Origin of the sequence: Caldifermentibacillus hisashii (assembly GCF_039654145.1) — a bacterium.
In the GTDB taxonomy this organism is placed as follows: Bacteria; Bacillota; Bacilli; order Bacillales; family Caldibacillaceae; genus Caldifermentibacillus; species Caldifermentibacillus hisashii.
The window spans coordinates 366,310-390,072 of record NZ_CP155467.1; the positions used below are offsets into that span (position 1 = coordinate 366,310).

Annotated in this window: 23 protein-coding genes; 16 read left to right on the plus strand and 7 right to left on the minus strand. The window is 39.5% G+C overall.

Annotated features, from left to right (window positions below; translation table 11 throughout):
• Window positions 1-29: 29 nt before the first annotated feature.
• Entirely contained in the window at window positions 30-1,307 is a 1,278-nt protein-coding gene (gene aceA, locus NSQ14_RS01875; RefSeq protein WP_034767479.1) for an isocitrate lyase, read from the plus strand.
• A 367-nt stretch (window positions 1,308-1,674) separates the two neighbouring features.
• Here the strand turns inward: aceA and NSQ14_RS01880 are convergent, their stop codons facing one another.
• Window positions 1,675-3,372 carry a methyl-accepting chemotaxis protein gene (locus NSQ14_RS01880; RefSeq protein WP_034767483.1) on the minus strand — a complete coding sequence of 566 codons (1,698 nt, stop codon included), beginning with the start codon at window positions 3,370-3,372 and terminating at the stop codon, window positions 1,675-1,677.
• Window positions 3,373-3,911: 539 nt separating this feature from the next.
• Between NSQ14_RS01880 and NSQ14_RS01885 the strand changes: the two genes are divergently transcribed.
• Window positions 3,912-5,027 (plus strand): NAD(P)/FAD-dependent oxidoreductase, encoded by a 1,116-nt coding sequence (locus NSQ14_RS01885; RefSeq protein WP_269920136.1) that lies wholly within the window; start codon window positions 3,912-3,914, stop codon window positions 5,025-5,027.
• A gap of 226 nt (window positions 5,028-5,253) precedes the next feature.
• Window positions 5,254-5,724, plus strand: a complete 471-nt coding sequence (gene ybaK, locus NSQ14_RS01890; RefSeq protein ID WP_034767488.1) for a Cys-tRNA(Pro) deacylase — start codon at window positions 5,254-5,256, stop codon at window positions 5,722-5,724.
• A gap of 54 nt (window positions 5,725-5,778) precedes the next feature.
• On the opposite strand, the gene NSQ14_RS01895 is transcribed toward ybaK, so the two are convergent.
• Complete coding sequence (locus NSQ14_RS01895) at window positions 5,779-7,872, minus strand: DNA topoisomerase III (RefSeq protein ID WP_346216801.1); 2,094 nt, start codon at window positions 7,870-7,872, stop codon at window positions 5,779-5,781.
• A 182-nt stretch (window positions 7,873-8,054) separates the two neighbouring features.
• On the opposite strand from NSQ14_RS01895, the gene NSQ14_RS01900 reads away from it, so the two are divergent.
• The 7 genes from NSQ14_RS01900 (at window position 8,055) to fni (ending at window position 15,508) form a co-directional block, all read left to right on the plus strand.
• Window positions 8,055-8,507, plus strand: coding sequence for a MarR family winged helix-turn-helix transcriptional regulator (locus tag NSQ14_RS01900; protein WP_034767493.1), 453 nt, complete (start codon window positions 8,055-8,057; stop codon window positions 8,505-8,507).
• Between the two features lie 1,062 nt (window positions 8,508-9,569).
• Window positions 9,570-9,839 carry a hypothetical protein gene (locus NSQ14_RS01905; protein WP_034767503.1) on the plus strand — a complete coding sequence of 90 codons (270 nt, stop codon included), beginning with the start codon at window positions 9,570-9,572 and terminating at the stop codon, window positions 9,837-9,839.
• Complete coding sequence (locus NSQ14_RS01910) at window positions 9,840-11,195, plus strand: tripartite tricarboxylate transporter permease (protein ID WP_041903324.1); 1,356 nt, start codon at window positions 9,840-9,842, stop codon at window positions 11,193-11,195.
• A 31-nt stretch (window positions 11,196-11,226) separates the two neighbouring features.
• On the plus strand, window positions 11,227-12,222 hold the full coding sequence (gene mvk, locus NSQ14_RS01915) for a mevalonate kinase (RefSeq protein WP_041903325.1): 996 nt from the start codon (window positions 11,227-11,229) through the stop codon (window positions 12,220-12,222).
• The gene (gene mvaD / locus NSQ14_RS01920) at window positions 12,206-13,204 is read left to right on the plus strand and encodes a diphosphomevalonate decarboxylase (protein ID WP_346216802.1); all 999 of its coding nucleotides are present in this window, start codon (window positions 12,206-12,208) and stop codon (window positions 13,202-13,204) included. Before mvk ends, mvaD begins: the two co-directional genes overlap by 17 nt.
• A gap of 16 nt (window positions 13,205-13,220) precedes the next feature.
• Window positions 13,221-14,327: a phosphomevalonate kinase gene (locus NSQ14_RS01925; protein WP_041845836.1), complete on the plus strand. Its 1,107-nt coding sequence runs from the start codon at window positions 13,221-13,223 to the stop codon at window positions 14,325-14,327.
• Window positions 14,328-14,476: 149 nt separating this feature from the next.
• On the plus strand, window positions 14,477-15,508 hold the full coding sequence (fni, locus tag NSQ14_RS01930; protein ID WP_041903329.1) for a type 2 isopentenyl-diphosphate Delta-isomerase: 1,032 nt from the start codon (window positions 14,477-14,479) through the stop codon (window positions 15,506-15,508).
• A gap of 244 nt (window positions 15,509-15,752) precedes the next feature.
• Here the strand turns inward: fni and NSQ14_RS01935 are convergent, their stop codons facing one another.
• Together NSQ14_RS01935 and NSQ14_RS01940 are read right to left on the minus strand one after the other, a co-directional pair.
• Entirely contained in the window at window positions 15,753-16,064 is a 312-nt protein-coding gene (locus NSQ14_RS01935; RefSeq protein WP_041845834.1) for a spore coat protein, read from the minus strand.
• Between the two features lie 58 nt (window positions 16,065-16,122).
• Window positions 16,123-16,323: a hypothetical protein gene (locus NSQ14_RS01940; RefSeq protein ID WP_034767524.1), complete on the minus strand. Its 201-nt coding sequence runs from the start codon at window positions 16,321-16,323 to the stop codon at window positions 16,123-16,125.
• Window positions 16,324-16,475: 152 nt separating this feature from the next.
• Here NSQ14_RS01940 and NSQ14_RS01945 point away from each other — a divergent pair, with 152 nt between their 5' ends.
• The 4 genes from NSQ14_RS01945 (at window position 16,476) to NSQ14_RS01960 (ending at window position 19,995) form a co-directional block, all read left to right on the plus strand.
• Complete coding sequence (locus NSQ14_RS01945) at window positions 16,476-16,682, plus strand: hypothetical protein (RefSeq protein ID WP_034767526.1); 207 nt, start codon at window positions 16,476-16,478, stop codon at window positions 16,680-16,682.
• 12 nt (window positions 16,683-16,694) lie between these two features.
• A complete protein-coding gene (locus NSQ14_RS01950) occupies window positions 16,695-17,057 on the plus strand; it encodes a spore coat protein (RefSeq protein ID WP_034767528.1) in 363 nt (120 codons plus the stop codon).
• A gap of 14 nt (window positions 17,058-17,071) precedes the next feature.
• The gene (locus tag NSQ14_RS01955; protein WP_216405317.1) at window positions 17,072-18,208 is read left to right on the plus strand and encodes a zinc-dependent alcohol dehydrogenase; all 1,137 of its coding nucleotides are present in this window, start codon (window positions 17,072-17,074) and stop codon (window positions 18,206-18,208) included.
• 326 nt (window positions 18,209-18,534) lie between these two features.
• Window positions 18,535-19,995, plus strand: coding sequence for a nicotinate phosphoribosyltransferase (locus NSQ14_RS01960; RefSeq protein ID WP_108897406.1), 1,461 nt, complete (start codon window positions 18,535-18,537; stop codon window positions 19,993-19,995).
• Between the two features lie 150 nt (window positions 19,996-20,145).
• Here the strand turns inward: NSQ14_RS01960 and safA are convergent, their stop codons facing one another.
• Entirely contained in the window at window positions 20,146-20,748 is a 603-nt protein-coding gene (gene safA, locus NSQ14_RS01965; protein ID WP_328187652.1) for a SafA/ExsA family spore coat assembly protein, read from the minus strand.
• Between the two features lie 268 nt (window positions 20,749-21,016).
• Here safA and NSQ14_RS01970 point away from each other — a divergent pair, with 268 nt between their 5' ends.
• A complete protein-coding gene (locus tag NSQ14_RS01970) occupies window positions 21,017-21,229 on the plus strand; it encodes a hypothetical protein (RefSeq protein ID WP_034767532.1) in 213 nt (70 codons plus the stop codon).
• A 313-nt stretch (window positions 21,230-21,542) separates the two neighbouring features.
• Window positions 21,543-22,514 (plus strand): rhodanese-related sulfurtransferase, encoded by a 972-nt coding sequence (locus tag NSQ14_RS01975; protein ID WP_343155712.1) that lies wholly within the window; start codon window positions 21,543-21,545, stop codon window positions 22,512-22,514.
• A 126-nt stretch (window positions 22,515-22,640) separates the two neighbouring features.
• Here NSQ14_RS01975 and NSQ14_RS01980 read toward each other — a convergent pair whose 3' ends face one another.
• Window positions 22,641-23,330 carry an LrgB family protein gene (locus tag NSQ14_RS01980; RefSeq protein ID WP_346216803.1) on the minus strand — a complete coding sequence of 230 codons (690 nt, stop codon included), beginning with the start codon at window positions 23,328-23,330 and terminating at the stop codon, window positions 22,641-22,643.
• Entirely contained in the window at window positions 23,327-23,707 is a 381-nt protein-coding gene (locus tag NSQ14_RS01985; RefSeq protein WP_346216804.1) for a CidA/LrgA family protein, read from the minus strand. The genes NSQ14_RS01980 and NSQ14_RS01985 overlap by 4 nt, the downstream gene beginning before the upstream one ends.
• Window positions 23,708-23,763: the final 56 nt, after the last annotated feature.

Genomic DNA, 23,763 nt, shown 5'->3' on the forward strand with positions numbered 1-23,763 from the left:
TAAATACATTTTCTTAGGAGGAAATCACAATGAGTAGTAAAGCTGAACAAATCCAACAATTAAAAGAGATTTGGAATTCAGAAAGGTTTAAAGGAATTACCCGCCCGTATACGGCAGAAGATGTTGTTCGTCTGCGGGGAAAAGTACTCGTTGAACATACTTTGGCAAAAAGGGGTTCTGAACTTCTTTGGAAACAATTACATGAAGAAGATTATATTCATTCCCTTGGTGCTTTAACCGGTAACCAAGCCGTTCAACAAGTGAAAGCCGGTTTAAAAGCCATTTATGTCAGCGGTTGGCAAGTTGCAGCTGATGCCAACTTGGCCGGACAAATGTATCCGGATCAAAGCTTATATCCGGCAAACAGCGTTCCAAATGTTGTAAAACGGATTAATCAAGCCTTACAGCGTGCTGATGAAATTGACAGCATTGAAGGTCGTGACGATACAAATTGGTTCGTTCCAATTGTTGCTGATGCTGAAGCAGGGTTCGGCGGTGCGTTAAATGTTTATGAATTAATGAAGGCAATGATTGAAGCCGGTGCTGCAGCCGTTCACTTTGAAGATCAATTATCGTCTGAGAAAAAATGCGGCCATTTAGGTGGTAAAGTATTATTACCAACGCAATCTGCCGTTCGTAATTTAATTTCAGCCCGTCTTGCAGCTGATGTATTAAATGTACCGACTGTGTTAATCGCCCGGACAGATGCAAACGCAGCTCAACTATTACAAAGTGATGTAGATCCTTATGATCATGAATTTTTAACAGGTGAGCGTTCGCCGGAAGGATTCTATTATGTACGAGACGGGATAGAGCAAGCTATTTCCCGAGGACTCGCTTATGCACCGTATGCCGACCTGATCTGGTGTGAAACTTCCGAGCCGAATTTGGAAGAAGCAAAACGTTTTGCGGATGCGATTCATGAAAAATTCCCGGGTAAACTGTTGGCGTATAACTGTTCACCATCATTTAACTGGAAGAAAAAATTGCCTGAAAAAACAATTGCCGAGTTCCAAAAAGAAATTGCAAAAATGGGTTACAAGTATCAATTTGTTACTTTGGCCGGCTTCCATACTTTGAACCACAGTATGTTTGAATTGGCTTATGACTACCGTGATCGCGGCATGGCTGCTTATAGTGACTTCCAGCAAAGAGAATTTGCCAGCGAAGATAAAGGTTATACGGCAACAAGACATCAACGTGAAGTTGGAACAGGTTATTTTGATGAAGTAGCCACCATTGTTACCGGTGGTAGCAGCTCAACCACAGCTTTGAAAGGATCAACTGAAGAAGAGCAATTTGTTTAAGATGGTAGTAGCTCGACAACAGCTTGAAATTATCAACTGAAGAAGAGCAAATTGTTTAAGATGGTAGTAGCTCAACTCAGCTTGAAATTATCAACTGAAGAAGAGCAATTTGATTAAGTTTGTCATGTTAGTTCCTCCATTTGGGGACCCTCCATCCCCACATGGTTATCCCTTTTTGTTTGATTTTATAGACACCTCCATGGCTTTTGGAGGTGATTTTTTATATGAGAGGGAAAGTATCAATTTCCTGCAAAGAAGCGAATTCGACGTAGTTGGAAATTTTAACTTGTAAAAAAACTACCGGGATTTGCGTATCATTAAAAAAATCAGTGGAGATGGAAAATCCCCGCTGATAAAGTTTCTTTCTTTAAAGCTTGAATGTACCGATTAGCTTATTCATTTCATCTGCCAGTTTTGCAAGGAGATTTGAACTTTCGGTAATAATCTCCATCGAACTGCTTGTTTGTTGGGAGGAGGCAGAAGTTTGCTCAATACCGGCAGCTGCTTCTTGGGCGGTGGCGGCAATTTCATGAACAGAGACACTCATTTCCTCACTATTGTTGGCAATTTCGGCCAGATTCATTGATATTTGTTTAATATGATTTGCCATTTCAGTAATAGCCAGATTAATCTGTTTAAAACGTTCCTCTGTCATTTTGATCTGTGAAGTGCCCTGTTCAACCTCCGTGTATCCTTCTTCCAACACATCTGTTACCTCACTGACCTCATTTTGAATATTAGCTACAATTCCTGTAATGTCCTTGACGGAAAAAGATACTTGTTCAGCCAGTTTCCTAACTTCATCGGCGACAACTGCAAATCCTTTACCATGTTCTCCGGCCCTTGCTGCTTCTATTGCTGCGTTTAAGGCTAATAGATTCGTTTGGTCGGCAATCTCTTTAATGACGGAAACCAATTTTGATATTTTTTGCGATTCGGTATCAAGTCCTTGAACTTTTTCTACCGTTTGTTTGACAATCGAATCAATTTTTTCCATTTGAGCAGTTGATGAAGACATGAGTCTACCGCCTTCACTGGACATTTCCAAAATATGTTTCGATGTTTGTTCAACCCGGACTCCATTATCATTTGCTGCTTCTACTTTTTCATGGAAAGATTTCATAATCGATGATAAGCGTTCGGCACGATTTGCTTGTGTTTCTGCATTGGCGGCCAAATTTTGCATGGTGACTGCCGTTTGTTCCGCACCTGCTTTTACTTCATTAGCTGACTGGGTTAATTCCTCACTTTGAGAAGTAACGGTATCGGAGACAGATTTAATTTTGGAAATTAATTCCCGCATTTGCAAATTCATCCGATTTGTCGACTGGATAAGATGACCAGTTTCATCAAGTAATTGTGTTTCCAAAGGTTTCCCGCTTAAATTTCCACTCGCAATCAGGTTCATTCGTTCTTCAACAAGCTTAATCGGTTTTGATATGGACTTGCCGGTAAAAAAGGCAACAATAATGCTCGAAATGATTACAATGATAGAAATAATTACACTAATCATCATACTTGTCTGCCCGCTATGTATAATTTGATCGCCCATATCATTTATTTCTTTTTGTCGTTTTTCGGATTGTGTTGAATAAGCGGTAACTAATTCATCGGATAATGGTTCCACTTTTTCAGATAATGTTTTTAAAGCCTGTTCCTCATTTCCCTTTGATAGTTCTGTATATACATCTTGAACAATAACTCTTTCCCAATTTTCTTGTTTAGCAAAAAGATCTTTTACCTCTTTGGACTTGTCGATTTTCAAAATTTGTTCCTGTATGTTTTTACTTTCACCGGTATATTGATTAAACTTTTTACGGTAATCATTATCACCATATAGAATATATCCTCTAACGAGAGCTAATCTTTCGGAAACATTGTATGCCAATTGATCATTCGCAATGACGAATTGAAGTTGTTGATCCACAATATCTTCAGTTTTTTTGTTCGTTGCGTAAAAGGAAAATAGATTATAGACAACTAACAGTGAGCTGATTAGGATAACAACCGTAAAACCGACAATAATTTTCTTGTTAATTGTTTTAAAATTGAAAAAATGTTTCATATTGACACCTCTGTGATAGATTTGATACTGTTTCTGTTTAATCATACATTTCTAACAATAAAGCTAATTTAACTGCTGCTGGAAATATTAAGAATATTCGATGCGTGAATAAGGGCATACTCGAAAGATTCCTTTCATTTGACGATCTACAAGTCGCGATTCGCACGGGTAAAGTAGTATAATAGGAAAAAATAATATGATTAGCATCCAAAAAAGTTTCCGGGTTATATCTGTAAAACATAAAATATGTATTATATAATTGGGTGTTAACCAATGAATAATAATGTTTTCTGAATCAAACAACAATTACGATGTCGAGAAATAATAAAAATGAATTTAATTATAATTATACTTTTTTAATTTAATTCTGGCTAGGAAAAATCTTACAATCCAGTTCGGGTTTTTCTTGATATTTTTTATATGGGCTAAAATAGATGGAGTAATTTTAGCGGACTTGTCGCTATTCCCATGTTTTTTAATAAAGTTTTTACAGAAAAAGTATTAAAGAGGGTCATTTTTTGAGAAATGGAGGATGTGTAGTGTCAAGGTATATCGTAATTGGTGCAGGAATTTTAGGTGCGGCAACTGCCTATCATTTAGCAAAATTGGGCGCCGATGTCGTAGTTGTTGATCGAAAAGACGCGGGTCAGGCAACAGATGCCGCCGCGGGAATGATTTGTCCTTGGTTATCACAAAGAAGGAATAAAGCGTGGTATCGGTTGGCAAAAAAAGGTGCGGCTTATTATCCCCGGCTTATTAAGCAATTACAAGATGATGAGGAACAAGAGACCGGCTATAAACAGGTTGGGGCAATTAGCATTCATACGGATATCGAAAAGTTGAAACAAATGGAAGAACGGGCAAGAATACGGAAAGAAGATGCACCGGAAATAGGGGAAATTACAATGTTAACAGAAGAGGAGACACAAAATATGTTTCCATTGCTGAAAAAGGGATATGCTTCGGTACATATCAGTGGAGCTGCCCGTGTGAATGGTCGAGCATTACGGGATGCATTGTTACGCAGTGCTGAAAAATATGGGGCAAACATAGTAAATGGTTCGGCAGCGTTAGTAAGTGGGAATGGAACTGTTCAAGGTGTTAAGGTTGGTAAGGAATTGATTGCGGGTGATTGTGTGGTAATCACAGCCGGGGCATGGGCAGATGAACTTCTTGCACCGTTGGGAGTCCGCTTGTTAATTACTTATCAAAAAGGTCAAATTGTTCATTTGAAATTGAGAAATCAACTTACTGACTCTTGGCCGGTTGTTATGCCGCCCGGTGACCAAAGTATCTTGGCGTTTGATGGCGGTGAGGTAGTCGTCGGAGCTACCCATGAAAATCATACCGGATTCGACCTTCGTGTAACAGCCGGTGGTCTACATGAAATTTTTTCAAAGGCATTTGAAGTTGCACCGGGTCTTCAAGACGGAGAAGTTATCGATGTCAGAGTCGGCTTCCGTCCGTTTACACCAAATTTTCTCCCGGTTATTGGTGAAGTACCAAGCTATGAAGGGCTTTATTTGGCAAATGGTTTAGGTGCTTCTGGATTAACAATGGCCCCTTTTCTCGGCAGTCAGCTCGCATGTTTAGTGACCGGTCGGGAGTTTGAGATTGATTTGGCGGAGTATGATATCCGGGGTGCTATTGGATGAAGCGAGAGGAAGAGCCGGGTTGAAACATTCGGATTGGTGGTTTGACGCTTGTTTATAAACAGTTGGCGGCTAGTATTGTTGGAGCGTCGGCTGAAAACAACCGGATTGGTGACTTGACGTAACTTCTGAATAAAGTGGCGTCATTGAACGGAGCGGGAGTCGGTTTGAAACGTTATTTTGGAAATTTTAATTTCAGAGTTACATATTAAAAGGGAGTAATGTGAAAATGAGCATGAAAACAAATGCAATGAGAATATTGGATAAAGATAAAATCCCCTATTCAACATTGTCATATGATGCAAATGATGGAAAAATTGATGGCATGGCTGTTGCAGAAAAAGTCGGGCGGCCACCGGAATCCGTTTTTAAAACATTAGTCACCCATCATGAACAAAATCTGTATGTGTTCGTCATTCCGGTTGAAAAAGAATTGGATTTGAAAAAGGCAGCAAAAGCAGCAGGAGAAAAGAAACTGGAAATGTTGCATGTAAAGGACTTGCAAAAATGGACCGGCTATATTCGCGGTGGCTGTTCACCGATTGGAATGAAGAAAAACTACCCAACTTTTATCGATGCCAGTGCTGAACATTTACCGGAAATCGTCGTAAGTGCCGGAAAAATCGGCATGCAAATAGTAATGGACCCGCACCAATTAGCGAATGTAACGCAAGCCCAATTTGCAGAGTTAACGAAATAGATAAAAAGAGAAAAGGCTTAGGTGATGATCCTAAGCCTTCTTTGTAAGATCCGGTTATTCTTTCCCCTCTAATTTTGCTTTCAACAAATCGCCGAGACTTGTGCCAAAGGATTCATCTTTCTTTGTATATTTTTGCAAAAGTTTCCTTTCTTCCCGTTTGTTTACGGCCATTTTCTTTTCCTCGGCTTTTTCAACGATATTGCAATTCCGGCATTGGAAATACAGACCAGCCTTTCCTTCATGAATTTCCATTTTTTTATGACATTGCGGGCATCTTCGGTTGGACAACTTTGGCTCTTTGCGGCGCCGGTATGAGCAATCCAAACTGGAACAGACAAGGAACTTCCCGTCTTTTGTATTCCGCTCTTTCAAAAATGACCCACATTCCGGACATTTCGAACCGGTTAAGTTTGGCGTACGGTATTGTTTGTCACTTTGTTTAATTTCCGAGACGAGCGCCTCTGTTTGCTTGCGAATATTTTTCAAAAACTGTTTCGGATTGGCTTTACCTCGCGCAATCAGTTCCAGTTCCTTTTCCCATTTCGCTGTCAATTCCGGTGATTTCAAGTCCTTATTAACAAGGTCCATTAGCTGACGGCCTTTTTGGGTTGAATAAAACCGACCATTTTGCCGTTCGACGACCTCCGTTTCAACCAAGCGTTCAATGATTTCAGCTCGTGTCGCCGGTGTTCCGAGTCCGTATTTTTCCATTTGCCCGAGTAAATCGGCTTCCGAATAACGGAGCGGGGGCTCTGTCAATCTTTCTTCCATTTGAATGCCCCGGATGGAATCGTTTTGTCCTATTTTTAATGTTTGAAGATTATTGTGTGCCGGTTCTTCCTCATCATGACCTTGAATTTTTTTAAAACCCCAATCTTTAATATTCCTTGCTTTTGCTGTAAAGGTTTCGCCATTTACCTTGAACTGCGCTTGGACCGTTTCATATTTAAACGGCGGATAAAAAATTGTTAAAAAGCGCCGAACAATTAAATCGTAAATCTTCCGCTCATCCGACGACAGATCATTTATATGGACTTTTTCTTCAGTGGGAATAATTGCATGGTGATCTGACACTTTTTCGTTATTAAATACGCGTTTGGCAATCACTTTCCCTCTGTTTGCCAAAAGTGGTTTGACTTCCTCTTTATAGGCGGAAGAAATGCCGGTTAACCGCTCATACATCGTTGCTTCCATATCTGTCGTTAAATAGCGGGAGTCGGTTCTTGGGTAGGTGACATATTTATGTTCCTCATATAATTTTTGTAATACGCTTAACGTCTTTTTGGCGGAAAAACCGTATCGTTTATTCGCATCCCGTTGTAATTCGTTCAGGTCATAAGGAAGCGGCTGTTGTTCTGCTTTTTCTTTTGTGTTGATCTCGGTGACAACGGCTTTTTGACCATTTAGTTTGGTAATCATTTTTTCCGCCTGTTCTTTATCGAATATCCGTTTTTCCCCGTTCTTTTCCCATTCGACTACAAGAGAACCGCATTTTGCTTTGATGACCCAATATTTTTTCGGGACAAATTTTTGAATTTGTTTTTCCCGGTCGATAATGAGTGACAGAGTAGGTGTTTGCACCCGGCCGGCTGAGAGCGGATCCTTGTATTTTGTTGTCAATGCCCGTGATACGTTCAAACCAATGAGCCAATCTGCTTCAGCCCGGCATACAGCGGACTGATACAGATTCTCAAACTGTTCTCCCGGTTTTAACTGGTTAAAACCGTCACGAATGGCCCGGTCTGTGACAGAAGATATCCAAAGTCGTTTGATCGGCTTTCTCCAATGAATTTTTTCAATAATCCAACGGGCAACCAGTTCACCCTCCCGACCGGCATCAGTAGCAATAATAAGGTCCTTTATATCTTGGCGTTTTGCGAGTCCCTCAATTGCTTTAAACTGATGACTTGTCTGCCTGATGACCTTCAAACCCATTTTATCCGGGATGATAGGCAAATCCTCCAGGCGCCAAGTTTTATATTTCGGGTCATAGTTCTCGGGCATTTTTAGTTCCACAAGATGACCAAGGGCCCAAGTAATGATATATTGTTTTCCCACGATATAAGATTTATGTTTTTCACGCAAATCGAGAACACGGGCAATTTCCCGTGCGACACTCGGCTTTTCTGCGATAATTAATGATTTCATCGAATACTCCTTTCAACCTATGTGTTGCTGGAATGAAAAATCTCTTCCTTAATAGTATAGCAAATAATTTGCGTAACAAAATATAGATGTGCCGGTTTCATTGCTTTTACCTTGACAAACTTGCCTAACTGTTAGTATAATTATTTCGATTTCGAGATATTATTATTAAAGGATCTGATACGATGAGTAACAAAAATGTGGAAAGAGACCAAGATGTTTCTTTAAAACTCTTTATCGTATTATCAAGAGCATTTGAAGCAATTGAAAAGCAAATTGTCAAGAATGTCAAGGAATATGGACTGAATTTGACTGAATTTGCCGTTTTGGAATTGCTTTTTCATAAAGGTGATCAACCGATTCAAAAAGTTGGACAAAAAATTTTGCTGGCCTCCAGTAGCATTACCTATGTTATTGATAAATTGGAGAATAAAAGTTATTTAACAAGAAAAGCATGTCCGACTGATCGCCGGGTTATTTATGCTTCGATTACAGACGAGGGTAAAAAATTAATGGAGGATATTTTTCCAAAGCATAAAGAGGCGATGAGCAAAATTATGGGCGGTCTCACCACCCATGAAAAAGAACTAGTTACGGAAAAATTGAAGAAACTAGGGTTGTATGCACAACAATTATAAAAGAAAGCATAGCGGAATCTCCTGCTTTAAAAAGTGGGGGATTTTTTTTATAGGCTTTATACATGAGAAGGTTATGGCGGGAATTAGCTTTATGGACAGTTTGGTGTTTTTTTTGTAAAAATGTCTAGTAGGGCGGATGTAATGGACAGTTTGGTACATTCTATTTGTAAAACTGTCTAATAGGTCGGTTGTAATGGACAGATTGAAGCATTTTATTCGAAAAAATGTCCAATGGAACGAGTCTCATGGACAAATTCGTGCATTTTATATGTAAAATTGTCTAATAGAGCGTGTCTCATGGACAAATTGGTGCCCTTTTAATCGGAAAATGTCTAATAGAGAGGTTGTCATGGACAGTTTGCTGCATTTTATTCGAAAAAATGTCCAATAGAACGAGTCTCATGGACAAATTCGTGCATTTTATATGTAAAATTGTCTAATAGAGCGTGTCTCATGGACAAATTGGTGCCCTTTTAATCGGAAAATGTCTAATAGAGAGGTTGTCATGGACAGTTTGCTGCATTTTATTCGAAAAAATGTCCAATAGAACGAGTCTCATGGACAAATTGGTGCATTTTATATGTAAAATTGTCTAATAGAGCGTGTCTCATGGACAAATTCGTGCCCTTTTAATCGAAAAATGTCTAATAGAGAGGTTGTCATGGACAGTTTGCTGCATTTTATTCGAAAAATTGTCTAATAGAGCGTGTCTCATGGACAAATTGGTGCCCTTTTAATCGAAAAATGTCTAATAGAGAGGTTGTCATGGACAGTTTGCTGCATTTTATTCGAAAAAATGTCCAATAGAACGAGTCTCATGGACAAATTGGTGCATTTTATATGTAAAATTGTCTAATAGAGCGTGTCTCAAGAACATTTTTGTGCTTTTTATTTCCCCCAAATAGTTTAGCCCAAAATACCCGGCTCTTTCTGTAATAAATAATTGAAAATGATTATCAATATCACTATAATGGAAGTGGCTTTAAACGAGCTGTATACAAATAGTGGAAAATACTGAAACTACCAAAAGAAGCAGTATGTTTTTCCGGAAAGGAGATGCACATGGCAAAATCAAAAGCCGATCCAACTTACCAAAAAACACAGGACCATTCCGAATATGTGGAAGTGTGGGAGGATTTTGTAAGCATTAAAGACCTGGTGATTTCTTTCATTATCTGCAGTATCATGACCCTCGGGGCTTATTTACTGGCTCCGAATGATCCGCCTAAACCGTTATTCTTTGGATTGTCGGGTGCATTAATCGGGTTTATTATTTGCAGTGTTATCATAAAACCAAAACGGAATTTAATCGAAACAGAGGAAGGTAAATAGATGGATGTAAATTTACTTATACAAATGCTTATTGCCGCCATTCTCGGTACGGCAATTTATACAATTATTGGCATCGTCCCCGGTACAGATGAAACGGCAGTGATTGCGCCGATAACGTTAGCCATTGTCTTGGCCGGTGTTGAACCGATTGTCGTCCTTACCTTTTATATGGCTGCGGTTATTGCTCATAAATTAACCGATTCGGTGCCGGTAGCCGTTGCCGGGATACCCGGTGGCGTGATGGCGACACCAATGGTTGAGCATGCCCTTGTTTTAAAAAAATATGGACAATCAGAAACGAGTATAAAGAAAATGATGTCCGGTTCCGTAATCGGCACCCTCGTTTCTGTTCCGGTCAGTTTATTATTGGCAAGTGTATTAGTTCCTTTTGCTGAACGGATCAATGAGTATGCCAATCCGATTTTGTTTGCCGGGGCGGTTTTATTGGCATTACTTTCAACGAATCGCTGGTTGTCTTTGATCATCATCATCCCCTTTGCTTTACTGATACAAGGACTAAGACACTTATATTGGGACCTTGGAATTGTACCGGAAAATAAAAATGTGTTTATCTCTTTTTTTCTCGGTATTACCATTGGTCCTGTCATTGTTACATTGCTTGACTTATTAAGTAAAGAAAGAAGAAAACAACTCATCCGCCATCATCATAAAGAAATTATTTTAAAAAAATCAGCAAAAGAGAAAGGATTCCCGAACCCATTTAAAATTTTAACAAAAAAGGAAGTCGGGATGAGCTCAATTGCATCGCTCGTCGGTACCATTACATTTATGTTCAGTGCGGTTGGAGTGACGACGCTTGTTGGCGAATTATTTTCAAAACAAGAAAAAGAACCCGTGAAAAGATCCTCCCTTGCCATTAGTTGTATGGAGGCTCTGGCAAATGCTACCTATATTGCCGGGTCACTAATCCCGTTGATTGCCTTAGGTTTTCCGCTCTCTTCCGTGGCACTCGGCCCTGCCAATCCGTTGTTCAATGCACCGCCTGTATTCACATTGGATCATAATTTGCATCATATTTTATCGTTCACTGATTTTCTTTGGGCGATTTTCATAGGTGTAGGTATTTCTTTATTTTTCACATATGTCATTATTATTAAATACGCCAATGAAATTTGTGCCTTTGTCTTTAAATGGATTCCCCATGAAGCCATTTTGGGATTATTTGTTGCCCTTGTTTTCTTGCTTGCATTTATGGATGCAGGCTGGCTAAATATTGCCGGTGTTTTATTAATCGGGATTGTTTCCGGCACTTTAAGTCGCTATGGCGTTAATTTTGGTGTACAATTTATGGTGTTATATTCTGCACCATGGCTAGTATCCGTTTTAGCCGGGTAGCGGAGAATCCTTTTGAAAGTAGGGAATTGTATTGCATCATTCAGAGAAACGTGCAGTCGGAACAGCTCACAGTAAAGTCATTTTAATCGGAGAACATGCGGTTGTTTACGGTGAGCCGGCGATTGCTCTTCCTTTTCCTACGTTATCGGCAACCTGTATCGTTGAGCATTCTTATGGTAAGATTTTATTTGAAAGTGAAAAATATACAGGTCCACTTGAACGAATTCCTGAACGTATGAAGGGGCTAGCCCTATGTATCAATGAAACTTTATTGGAATTAGGACAAAAACAAGCAAATTTAAAGATAACACTAATATCTAATATTCCGATCGCACGAGGTCTTGGTTCCAGCGCTGCAACAGCCATGGCGATCGTACGCGGGCTTTCCAATTATTTTGCAACTCCACTGACAAAAACAAAATTAAAGACACTTGGTAATATTGCTGAAAAATATGCTCATGGAAATCCGAGTGGTATTGATATGGAAACGGTGTTTAGCGATGTTCCGATTTTGTTTCAAAAAGGCTTTATGCCAAAACCGCTCTTCATCCAAAAACCTTTTTATCTTGTTGTTGCCGATACGGGCGAAATTAGGAATACAAAACTTGCAGTGGCGAGTATTTTAGCAAAACGAAAACAAGACCCGAAGCATATCGAGCATTCGATTCATTTATTAGGTTTATATACGAGAGAAACGAAAGATGTACTGATGGCAGGGGACCTGTCGCGATTAGGTGAATTGTTAAATTTAGCACAGATTGAACTTAAAAACTTAGGCGTTAGTGATGAACCTATTGACCATTTGGTAAACGTTGCAAAAAATGAAGGTGCCCTTGGTGCAAAGTTGACGGGTGCCGGTCGGGGAGGTTGCATCATCGCGTTAGCCGAAAACGGGGACCACGCATCGATGCTATGTAAAAGGTTACGTGAAGCCGGGGCGACGGAGACATGGTTTTTTAAAGTGGAACAAGACAGCGAACAACTGTCCTGTGAAGAATGGGGTGAAAACATTGAAAGCAACCGCTAAGGCCCATACGAATATCGCATTAATTAAATATTGGGGAAAACGGGACGAGTCGTTGATTTTACCCATGAATAGCAGCTTGTCGGTTACACTTGATACATTTTATACCGTTACAACTGTGGAGTTTGATGAAAAGTTGACAGAAGATGTATTTTTTTTAAATGGTGAAAAGGCTGATCATACGGATACAGAGAGAGTTTCGAACTATTTGAGTGCAATTAGAAAATTCGCGAAAAAACATCTATTTGCTGTGGTCCGTTCTGAAAATCATGTCCCGACAGCAGCCGGCTTTGCTTCATCCGCATCGGGTTATGCTGCTTTGGCCGCTGCCGCTACAAAAGCCATTGGTCTGAACTTACACCCACAGGAATTATCCCAATTTGCCCGCCTTGGGTCCGGTTCAGCCTGCCGTTCCATTTATGGCGGCTTTGTTGAATGGCAAAAAGGGGTGAAGGAAGACGGCTCTGATTCTTTTGCCGTTCCGATTTTGCACGAAGATGATTTTCCAATAGCCGTTTTGTCTGTTATGGTAGCCACGAATAGAAAAAAAGTACTAAGTCGTGCCGGCATGAAGCGGACAGTAGAGACTTCCCCTTTTTACCAAGGCTGGTTAGATACGGTCGAGCATGATTTATCAGAATTGAAACATGCACTTGAGCTCCGTGATTTTACTCTGCTTGGTGAAATCGCTGAAAGAAACGCGCTAAAAATGCATGCAACAACATTAGGAGCAAATCCGCCGTTTTATTATTGGCAAAGTGCGACCATGGAAGTGATGGAAGCAGTTCAAAACATGCGTTCACAAGGAATAGAGGCATATTTTACCATGGATGCCGGCCCGAATGTGAAAGTACTTTGTTTGCCGGAAGATGAGCAAAAAGTTTATGATCAATTAAAGCAAATCCCTTCTGTTAAAAAGATTTTCACCTGTCATCCCGGTCCGGGGGTTACTATTTTACCTACTGGAGAAGCGGATGTTTGTTAAGATAGGAAGATGATATATGGAAAAATCGGTTATTCATGTGAAAGTTCCCGGCAAATTATTTATTGCCGGAGAATATGCCGTGCTTGAGCCGAATCAGTTTGCAATCGTAATCGCTGTTAATCGATATATGAAAGGAACTATTGAGGAAGACTCGATTCATACCATTTCTCTTCCGCAAATCGGTTTTCCGGATATTCAATTTAATTTGCAAGATGGCCAAGTCCTTTTCAATCAAGAAGATGAAAAATTAGTTTTTGTAAAAAATGCTTTATCTATTTTTTATCAATTGTTGAAGGAAAACGGGACCCTCCCTCGGCCGTTTCGATTGACAGTAACAAGTGAACTTGACGATGATTCCGGAAAGAAATTCGGTTTAGGTTCGAGTGCTGCGATTGTTGTTACGGTAATTACGGCTTTGTTAAATTTTTATAAGCTGGAAAATATTAGACCGACAAAGGAATGGATTTATAAATTATCCGCCATTGCTCATTATCAAACACAAGGGAATGGCTCTTGTGCCGATATTGCCGCGTCAACCTATGGAGGATGGCTGCATTATCGAATGTTTCGTCCGGAATGGTTGAACCAAGAATTAAAAAAAGGGACAAGTTTAAGCGATTTGTTGAAAATGGACTGGCCGGGTCTTCATATAGAAAGGCTAACGCCGCCTATTGAGATGCATCTTGCTGTCGGTTGGACGAAAAAGGCGGCATCAACGGCATCGATGGTAAAGACGGTTCAACGTATACGAAATGACAACCCTCCTGTTTATAAACGCTTTTTAAAGGAAAGTACGGATGCTGTTACCCGTATCTTGGAAAGTTTTTTGCAAAAGAGTGTGGAAGGTGTCATTGATGGGATCAAGAAAAATCGAATGGCCTTACAAAAACTCGGTGAACATGTTTCTTTTGCGATTGAAACAAAGGAGCTGAAAAAATTAATCGATATTGCCAATAAATACGGAGGTGGCAAGTCGTCAGGAGCCGGAGGTGGCGACTGCGGTATTGCGCTGGTAAAAAACGATGGATTGCTTGAAGCGCTTACCGATGAATGGAAGAAGTCAGGCATTTTCCCTTTGTCACTACAAATTTCTGAACAGGGAGCCGATCCAGCAGAAATCTGATTGTTAGCGGGACAAACTGGACGTATGCAGGAGCCGGCCTATCTGAATAGTTTTGAAATCTGATTGTTAGTTGGACAAATCGGATGTATACAGGAGCCCGCCCATTTGAGTAGTTTTGAAATAAATATATTGAAAAGAGGGTGATTGGTGTGTCTCATGAGATCAATCAGCGAAAATCTGAACATATAAAAATTGTTTTAAATGAAAAAGTAACCGGAACATCAATTACCACCGGATTTGAGTCCGTTCGTTTTATTCATAACGCCTTGCCGGAAATTGATTTTGCAGAAATTTCGCTGGCTACAAGTTTTTTCGGGAAGCCGGTTAAAACACCGTTTTTAATTAGTTCCATGACAGGCGGGGCTCAGATGGCAGAGACCATTAACCGGAATTTGGCGATTGCTGCTAAAGAGCGGGGATGGGTGCTGGCGCTTGGTTCTACTCGGGCACTAATTGAAAGTAAAGACCATCGTGCTTCTTTTCAATTACGAAAATATGCCCCCGATATTCCAATTGTTGCAAATTTAGGTGCGGTTCAATTCAATTATGGTTTCGGTGTCGATGAATGTAAGCAAATTATTGAGATTACTAATGCCGATGTTCTTGTCCTGCATTTGAATAGTATTCAAGAGGTTATACAGCAAGAGGGAAACACGAATTTTAAAGACCTTCTTGGAAAAATTGAAAAATTATGTTCCGGTTTGAATATACCGGTCGGTGTGAAAGAAGTAGGCTGGGGGATTGCCGGCGATGTAGCAAAACGGTTAACCGAAGTCGGTGTGTCTTTTATTGATGTAGCCGGAGCGGGGGGAACTTCTTGGAGTCAAGTAGAAAAATTCCGTTCCAAAGAAAAAATAAAGAAGGAAGCTGCAGAGGCATTCAGTGATTGGGGAATTCCTACGGTTGAATGTATTATGTCCGTCAGGGAACAATTACCGGAACAAACGATCATTGCAAGCGGTGGCATTCGGACCGGTGTCGATGCAGCAAAGGCGATTGCGCTCGGGGCTAATCATGTCGGCATTGCCAGATCGATTTTAAAACAAGCGACAGAATCACCGGAAGCCGTAATGGAAGTCATGGCGACACGAGAACTGGAATTACAAATGGCGATGTTTGGAATAGGAGCTGCCAATATAAAGGAATTAAGGGAAACCAATCGCGTGCTTTTTACTCGATAATAAAACAAAAATGTAAAAAGGCTATTCAGTTCCTTTCCTATTGAATATCAGGGGTGTACTGTAGAATTCCGGGTACGAACTGCAGAATTCCGTACACCTCTTAATGAAAATTTGGGTTTTATTGTTGAATTGGCGGAAACGACTATTGGAATTTAGCAACAGCTAGTAGACCTCTGTAGAAACTAAGTCTACAGGGTCCTTCTAAAGTCTTGCAGTTATGCAGGGTAATCCCAAATAGCTGTTTTCACGAATTTTGTTTTGATTTCGCCAAGCTTGTTGCTGTATTGGCTGTTTGGACATCGATTTGTAATTGGTCTTTTAATGACCGAGGATGATAATAACCTTTTGCAATCATATAGTCACTGATTTGCTCATGAGTATCAATTGCTTGAAATAATTGATTTTCCAATTCCGCCCGTAATTCCGGTGTCGCTGATTCTGTGAGTGCTAAAGCGGTATTGATTACCCCTGATTTTGTAGAAATTAGAAAATCCGTGGCAATGACTTGATCGGTCATCCCCTTCATCCCCATCATGTTTTTAAGAAACTCAAGCATTTTCTCACCACCTTAACTCCATTTAACGTGTTTGAATAGGCTGAAAGATTCAATATCTTTACTGCCCATCCCATCTAATCAAGTTTTCTAAACGTTTTACACCTTCTTCCCCGGCCTTAACATCATTCAGTAAAATTGTTTTTAATTCCTCGTCCTGAACCAGTCCGGACATCAAAGTTGATTTTGATAAGCATAGCGATTTGAAGGTTAACAGTTCATGAAGTTCCAATGTTTCATGAAGGGCTAAAGATTTATTCATATTCCCACCTCGTAAACAAACTTTTTCATACTATGTTGCAAAAAAACGATTCTCATACATAGGAATTTTTGACGAGTTTGGTAAATGTTTCAACTGATGAAAAGATGTTCAATTTTCCATACTAGAAAAAAATGTGTTTAGAGGTGAAGACAATGACTGAACAACAGTTAGCTTTTCATGAAACGATGGATACGCATGAAATTCTCAACTTCAAGACCGTCTGTTTACTGAAGTCAAAACTCATGCAAGGTGTTGTCTTTGATCAAGATTTACGGGCATTAATGGAAAAAGATGTCCAAATGACAATGAAACATATAAAAGAACTTCAAGATTCCTATCTCCATGCAAAATTACAATAGAGGTGAAAAAACATGTTACAAGATTATTTAGACCCGATCAATGCGGTTGGAATGCCTGATCAAATGGATTCCGCGATCGCGATGGAATTTTTAACAACAGTAAAAACCGGTGTGCGAAATTATGCGATTGCGATTACGGAAACTGCAAATCCGGAGCTAAGAAAAAAGTTGAAAGAACAGTTAAAAGAAGGAATTCAGTTACATAGTGAACTATACCAACTAATGATGGAAAAAGAATGGTTTTACCCTTACGATCTGTCTAAACAGTTTGAAATAGATTTACGTGCGTCAGAGTTGGCTGTAAAAATTGCGGAACTTGACCTATTTCCAAAAGATACAGACCGCTTGGGTAATTTTGCGACGCCGTATAATTGAAGGAGGAACAGGCAATGAAAGCTGTCACATATCAAGGTATTAAAGATATTAAGGTAAAAGAAGTGGAAGCTCCCTCGATAAAAAAACGAGATGATATTATCGTTAAAATTACGACAACGGCAATCTGTGGTTCGGATCTTCATTTAATCCACGGAATGATTCCGAATACACCTGAGGATTATATTATCGGGCATGAACCGATGGGGATTGTTGAAGAAGTCGGTCCGGATGTTACGAAAGTCAAAAAAGGAGACCGCGTTATCATTCCTTTTACTGTCGCTTGCGGGGAATGTTGGTTCTGTAAACATGAACTGGAAAGTCAATGTGACAATGCAAATGAGAATGGAGAAATGGGTGGATATTTTGGTTACTCTGGTACAGCCGGCGGTTATCCGGGTGGTCAAGCTGAGTACTTGCGAGTTCCCTATGCGAATTTTACTCCATTCAAAATACCAGAGGGTTCGGAAGTGGAAGACGAAAAATTGGTACTTCTCGCTGATGTTGTCCCTACCGCTTATTGGAGTGTCGATAATGCCGGTGTGAAAGAAGGAGATACGGTTATTGTTTTAGGCTGCGGTCCGATCGGATTAATGGTGCAAAAATTTGCCTGGATGAAAGGGGCCAAACGGGTGATCGCCGTTGACTATATTGATTACCGTCTGGCACATGCGAAACGAACGAATAATGTTGAAATAGTCAATTTTGAAGAGCATGAACACGTCGGAGAATATTTAAAAGAAATCACAAAAGGCGGAGCGGATGTGGTCATCGATGCTGTCGGAATGGACGGGAAAATGAAGCCGCTCGAATTTTTAGCAACCGGTTTGAAGCTTCATGGTGGGGCCATGGGTGCTATTGTTACAGCTGCTCAATGTGTGCGAAAAGGCGGAACGATTCAGTTAACGGGTGTTTACGGTTCCAGATATAATGCCTTCCCACTCGGCGATATTTTTCAACGTAATGTAAGTATCCGTACCGGTCAAGCACCGGTCATCCATTATTTGCCTTACTTATATAATCTCATTGCAAAAGGGGAGTTTAACCCGGCTGATATTGTCACCCATGTTATTCCGATCGATCAAGCCGAACATGGTTATGAGGTATTTGATACAAAAACCGATGGCTGTATAAAAGTTCTTTTGAAACCTTAATATTGTTTTACCAAAAGGATGTCCAACCCATTAGGCATCCTTTTCTTATACATTAAGAGCTTGTTGCGGTAAGTGAAAAAGTGCACAAGGAAAGCTTCGAAAGCATAGGCTTGGCTGTTGAATAAGCATGTCTTTTTTTACATAGCAACCAAAAAAACTTCTTGGTGAACTACGGCTCTGCTTTGCCTTAACGCCCAAACACTCAAATTTTTTTATTCATATTTCAATTGTAGAGATAATGGATAATGATGGTATAATATAATTACGAATGAAAAGTAAAGACTTTTGAGAAACTGTGAACAAATAGTAAATTGGGGGTAAACAAGGTGAATAGAAAATACACCGATGATTCCTTAGCATTACATACCGACTTGTACGAAATCAATATGGTGCAGTCTTATTGGGAAGACGGTATCCATAATAAAAGAGCGGTTTTTGAAGTTTTTTTTCGTAAAATGCCGTTTGGACACGGGTATGCTGTTTTTGCCGGACTCGAAAAAGTAATCGACTATTTACGTAACTTCAAATTTACCGAGAGTGATTTAGCCTATTTACGGGAAATAGGATATCCGGAAGACTTTTTAACGTATCTTAAAACAGTTCGATTTACGGGAACCTTGCGTTCGGTTGTTGAGGGTGAAATCGTTTTTGGCAATGAACCGCTTATCCGTGTCGAGGCACCTTTGGCAGAAGCACAATTAATTGAAACCGCCCTGTTAAACATCGTGAACTATCAAACATTAATTGCCACCAAGGCTTCTCGAATTAAGCAAGTGGTTGGGGATGAACCGGTTGCTGAATTCGGGACAAGACGGGCGCAAGAAATGGATGCCGCAATTTGGGGAGCAAGGGCTGCAGTCATCGGTGGCTGTGATTCAACAAGTAATGTGCGGGCAGGAAAATTATTTGGTATTCCGGTTTCGGGTACACTGGCACATTCCATGGTTCAAGTTTATCATGATGAGTACACCGCTTTTCATAAATATGCCAGCACTCATAAAAATTGTATTTTTCTTGTTGATACGTATGATACGTTAAAATCCGGGGTACCGAATGCAATACGGGTGGCCAAAGAATTAGGGGATCAAATTCGTTTTGTCGGAATTCGGATTGATAGTGGCGACTTGGCTTATTTATCTAAGAAAGCAAGAAAAATGCTTGATGAAGCCGGTTTTCCGGAAGCAAAAATATTCGCTTCTAATGATTTGGATGAACATACAATTATTAATTTAAAAGCCCAAGGTGCACAAATTGATAGTTGGGGTGTCGGTACGAAATTGATCACAGCATTTGATCAACCGGCGTTAGGAGCTGTGTATAAACTCGTTGCGATTGAAGAAGACGGTAAATTAATCGATACGATCAAAATAAGCGGGAATCCGGAGAAGGTAACAACACCCGGTTTGAAAAAAGTTTATCGGATTATTAATAAACAAAATGGCAAGTCAGAAGGAGATTACATTACTTTAGACTGGGAAAATCCGCAAGAGGAAGAGCCGTTAAAAATGTTTCATCCGGTACATACGTTTATTAGTAAATATGTGACTAATTTTGAAGCAGTTGATTTGCATAAAAATATTTTCGTGGATGGTAAGCTCGTTTATGAATTGCCGACGATTAAGGAAATCCAAAATTATGTAAAGAAAAATCTTGATCTGCTGTGGGATGAATATAAACGAATTTTAAATCCAACGCTATATCCGGTTGACTTGAGCCAAGCGTGTTGGGATAATAAGATGGCTAATATTGAAAAAGTAAGGCAAAAAGTAGCGAAATTGAAATATTAGATCAACAAATCATATGAAAGAGGGCTTCCAAAAATGGAGCCCTTTTTCTTTGATACAAACCGGATTTATACATATAAATCTTCAGTTTGAACATCCCATAAAATTAAAGTTGTACAACTTGAAAATAGTTGTACAACCACTTCTAAATCACTATCTCCTAATAAACATTTGCGTCCAGTAATGTCTTCCGGAACCTCCCGCAGCATAACCGACACCGATCTCTGTAAAGTTTGTACTTAAAATATTGGCGCGGTGTCCGGGGCTGTTCATCCAAGCAGTAACGACCACTTGAGGGGTTGCTTGTCCTTGAGCGATGTTCTCACCGGCAGCGCGGAAACGTATTCCAAAGTTATTGATCATTGTAAACGGACTCCCATATGTTGGTGAATTATGAGAGAAATACCCGCGATCTCTCATATCCATACTTTTATATCTGGCTACTCGCGATAGTTCCCAGTTATGGATAAGTGGCTTTAAACCGGCTTTTGCCCGCTCTTGATTGACCAATTGAACGACTTGGGCCTCAACATTTTTTTCCGAAATTTGGGGGATCGTTAGCTTCTGGTTTGGGTAAATGAGAGCCGGATTTTTAATTTGCGGGTTTGCTCTGATTAGTTCACTCAGCCCCACTTGAAACCGAACAGAAATTCTCCACATGCTGTCGCCGGGTTGAACTGTGTATGTAGTCTGACCGTAAGCGATAGAAGGAAAAATCAAAAATAATGTTAGAAACGTAATGATTAGTTTTTTCATCATGTTCACCTCCTGGATATAATGTTCCCTTTTATTTTTTTAAAAATAAGGAAATTCCCTTATAGAAAGGAGAAATTAGGAAAAACTTTGCCTTTCAAAAATTCCGTAGTCGATAATTGTCAAAAAATTTTTTCTTCAACTGGTTGAAAACCATTTCAAATTCTGGTATTGTAGAATAAAATAATATATGAACATTTTGTGAACATTAATTGAATAAAATTTGAACTATGGTTAAAAAATTTGTAAAAATGATGAACAGGGGGGCGAAATGGGTAAAGTATTGATAGGATTTTATTTCATTGTCGGCTTACTTTGTACCGTTTGTGTACTCGGATCGATTATAAAGGGTGAAGTCTTGCTTGTTTCTTGGCTATTGTTAGCCGGTGGTATTAATTTCTTTCTCTTCTATATTGTTTGGAAAGATGAAAAGGCAAAGATGAAGGAAAGAAGAAAGTTAAAATTAGTTCGGACCTATAATTAAATGTAAAATTTGATTTCCACTGTACAAACAGGTGACCCATCATTGTATAGTGGTTTTTTTATTTAAACTACCTGTTACAGGCCCCGTAAAGTTGTAATATGAAGGATTACCCAATTAATCACTATGCACCATTATTTTTGCTAAAAACAAATGGTGCCAAGTTTTGTGCACGCTCCCGTATTCAATCACAACAAAGATGATGGAACAGGGAAAATCTTCCTTAGATTTTAAGTTCATATAGTTATAAACAACATATAAACTGTGTTAAAATGATTAACAGTGATTTATTATTAGGTAAGGAGCGTAATACAAAATGGACTATCGAGTATTGCTTTATTATAAATATGTTCCGATTGAAGACCCGGAAACTTTTACACAAGAGCATTTGAAGTTTTGCAAGGAATTAGGACTTAAAGGGAGAATTCATATCGCTCATGAAGGAATCAACGGGACGGTATCGGGTACGGTGGAACAAACGAATCTTTATATGGATACATTAAGAAAAGATCCCCGCTTTAGTGATATGGTTTTTAAAGTTGATGAAGCTGAAGGCCATGCGTTTAAAAAGATGCATGTCCGCCATCGGAAGGAAATTGTCAGTCTCCGTTTAGATGAAGATATTGATCCGACTGAATTGACGGGAAACTATCTTAAACCGAAAGAATTTTATCAAATGTTGCAAGATCACGATACAATTGTTATCGATGCCAGAAATGATTATGAATATGATTTAGGTCATTTCCGTGGGGCAGTTCGTCCGGACATTAAAGCCTTCCGTGAATTACCTGACTGGATTCGGAAAAATAAAGAAAAATTTCAAGGGAAGAAGATTTTGACTTATTGTACCGGGGGAATCCGTTGTGAAAAATTTTCCGGTTGGCTGAAAAAAGAAGGATTTGAAGAAGTATATCAGCTTCACGGTGGAATTGTTACGTACGGAAAGGACCCTGAGGTAAAGGGAAAGCTGTGGGATGGCAAATGCTATGTCTTTGATGAGCGGATTAGTGTCCCGATCAATCAAGTTGAACATGTCGTCGTTGGTCGTGATTATTTTGACGGAAAGCCGTGCGAGCGTTATGTTAATTGTGCCAATCCGGACTGTAACAAACAAATTCTCTGCTCTAAGGAAAATGAACATAAATATTTACGGGGTTGTTCCCATGAGTGCCGGGTTCATCCGAGAAACTTGTATGTAAAAGAACATGGGTTGACAGAAGAACAAATACGAGAAAGACTAGCTGCAATTGGTGAGGAATACGACAGGAAAAAAGAAGCAACGGTATAAGAAAGCGGCTTATCCCTGGCAGGAAGGGGATAAGCCATTTTTTAACCTTGGTTTTTTAAAAAAATATAGGATGATTGCGGATGGAGAACCGTGGCCCGGATAAGCCGTTTTTTTTAACTCGATTTTTTAAAAAAGGATCCAAACAAGAAAAGGGATAAGAAAAGAACTTAAAATTGCCGATAAAATCATGCCTGCTGAACTGATTGAACCTGTTTCGAGATTATCTTCAAATGCCTTGGCTGTGCCAATTGCGTGGGAGGCGTTACCAAAAGCCATTCCGCGTGCGATTGTATGGTCAAACTTGAAAATTTTAAGTAAGTACGGCCCGATGATTGCCCCGGTAAACCCTGCGATCATAACAAAAACAGCGGTTAATGACGGAATCCCGCCAATCTGACTGGCTATTTGAACAGCGACAGCGGTTGTAATCGACTTGGGAAGCGCCGTAAAAATCATTTCTTTCGTATAACCAAGAAGATTTAAGATTATGTAAACCGTTATCAAATTCAATGTAACGGCCAGAATAATACTAACCAAGACCGGTTGGAAATATTTCAATAAAAGTTCTTTGTATTTATATAAAGGAAAGGCTAACGCCACGACTGTCGGTCCTAATAATTCATGAAGCCATTTGCCCCCATCCATATATGTTTCATAAGGAATATTCAAGCTTACCAATATAATAATAATGATGATGGTCGTTGTTAATGTTGGATTCAAAATCGGGTTTTTATATTTAACGGCAAATTTTTTCGCTGCAAAAAATACGCCAACGGTTAATAAGAACATGCCGACTCCAATACTTATAGTGTTCATGCCAAATGTTTCTCCTTCTCTTTGAATGTAGTTTTCCCCAATTTTTCACAAACAAAAGCAGAAGCGACAAAGACAATGCAGGTACTTACGATTATACCTATGATAAGGAGTATTCCTTTGCCGTGAAAAATGTGAAAATAATTCATCACCCCAACTGTGGCCGGTACGAGATACAAAGGCATAAGCGATAGCAGAAAATTCGCCCCTTGATTCACCCAGGTTTCCGGAAGTATTTTACCGGACAAGCAGAAAAACAATAAAATTAATCCGATAATACTCCCCGGGATCGATAACCGAAAGATATTTTGTAAAACCTCACCAATGATGTAAAAAAAGGTAATCAATAACATTTGCAAAATAAACTTTATGAATTTCATTTCCCGTTCCCCCTTGAAAATCTTCAGAACTGTTAAATAACAGTTACTTCATTTTA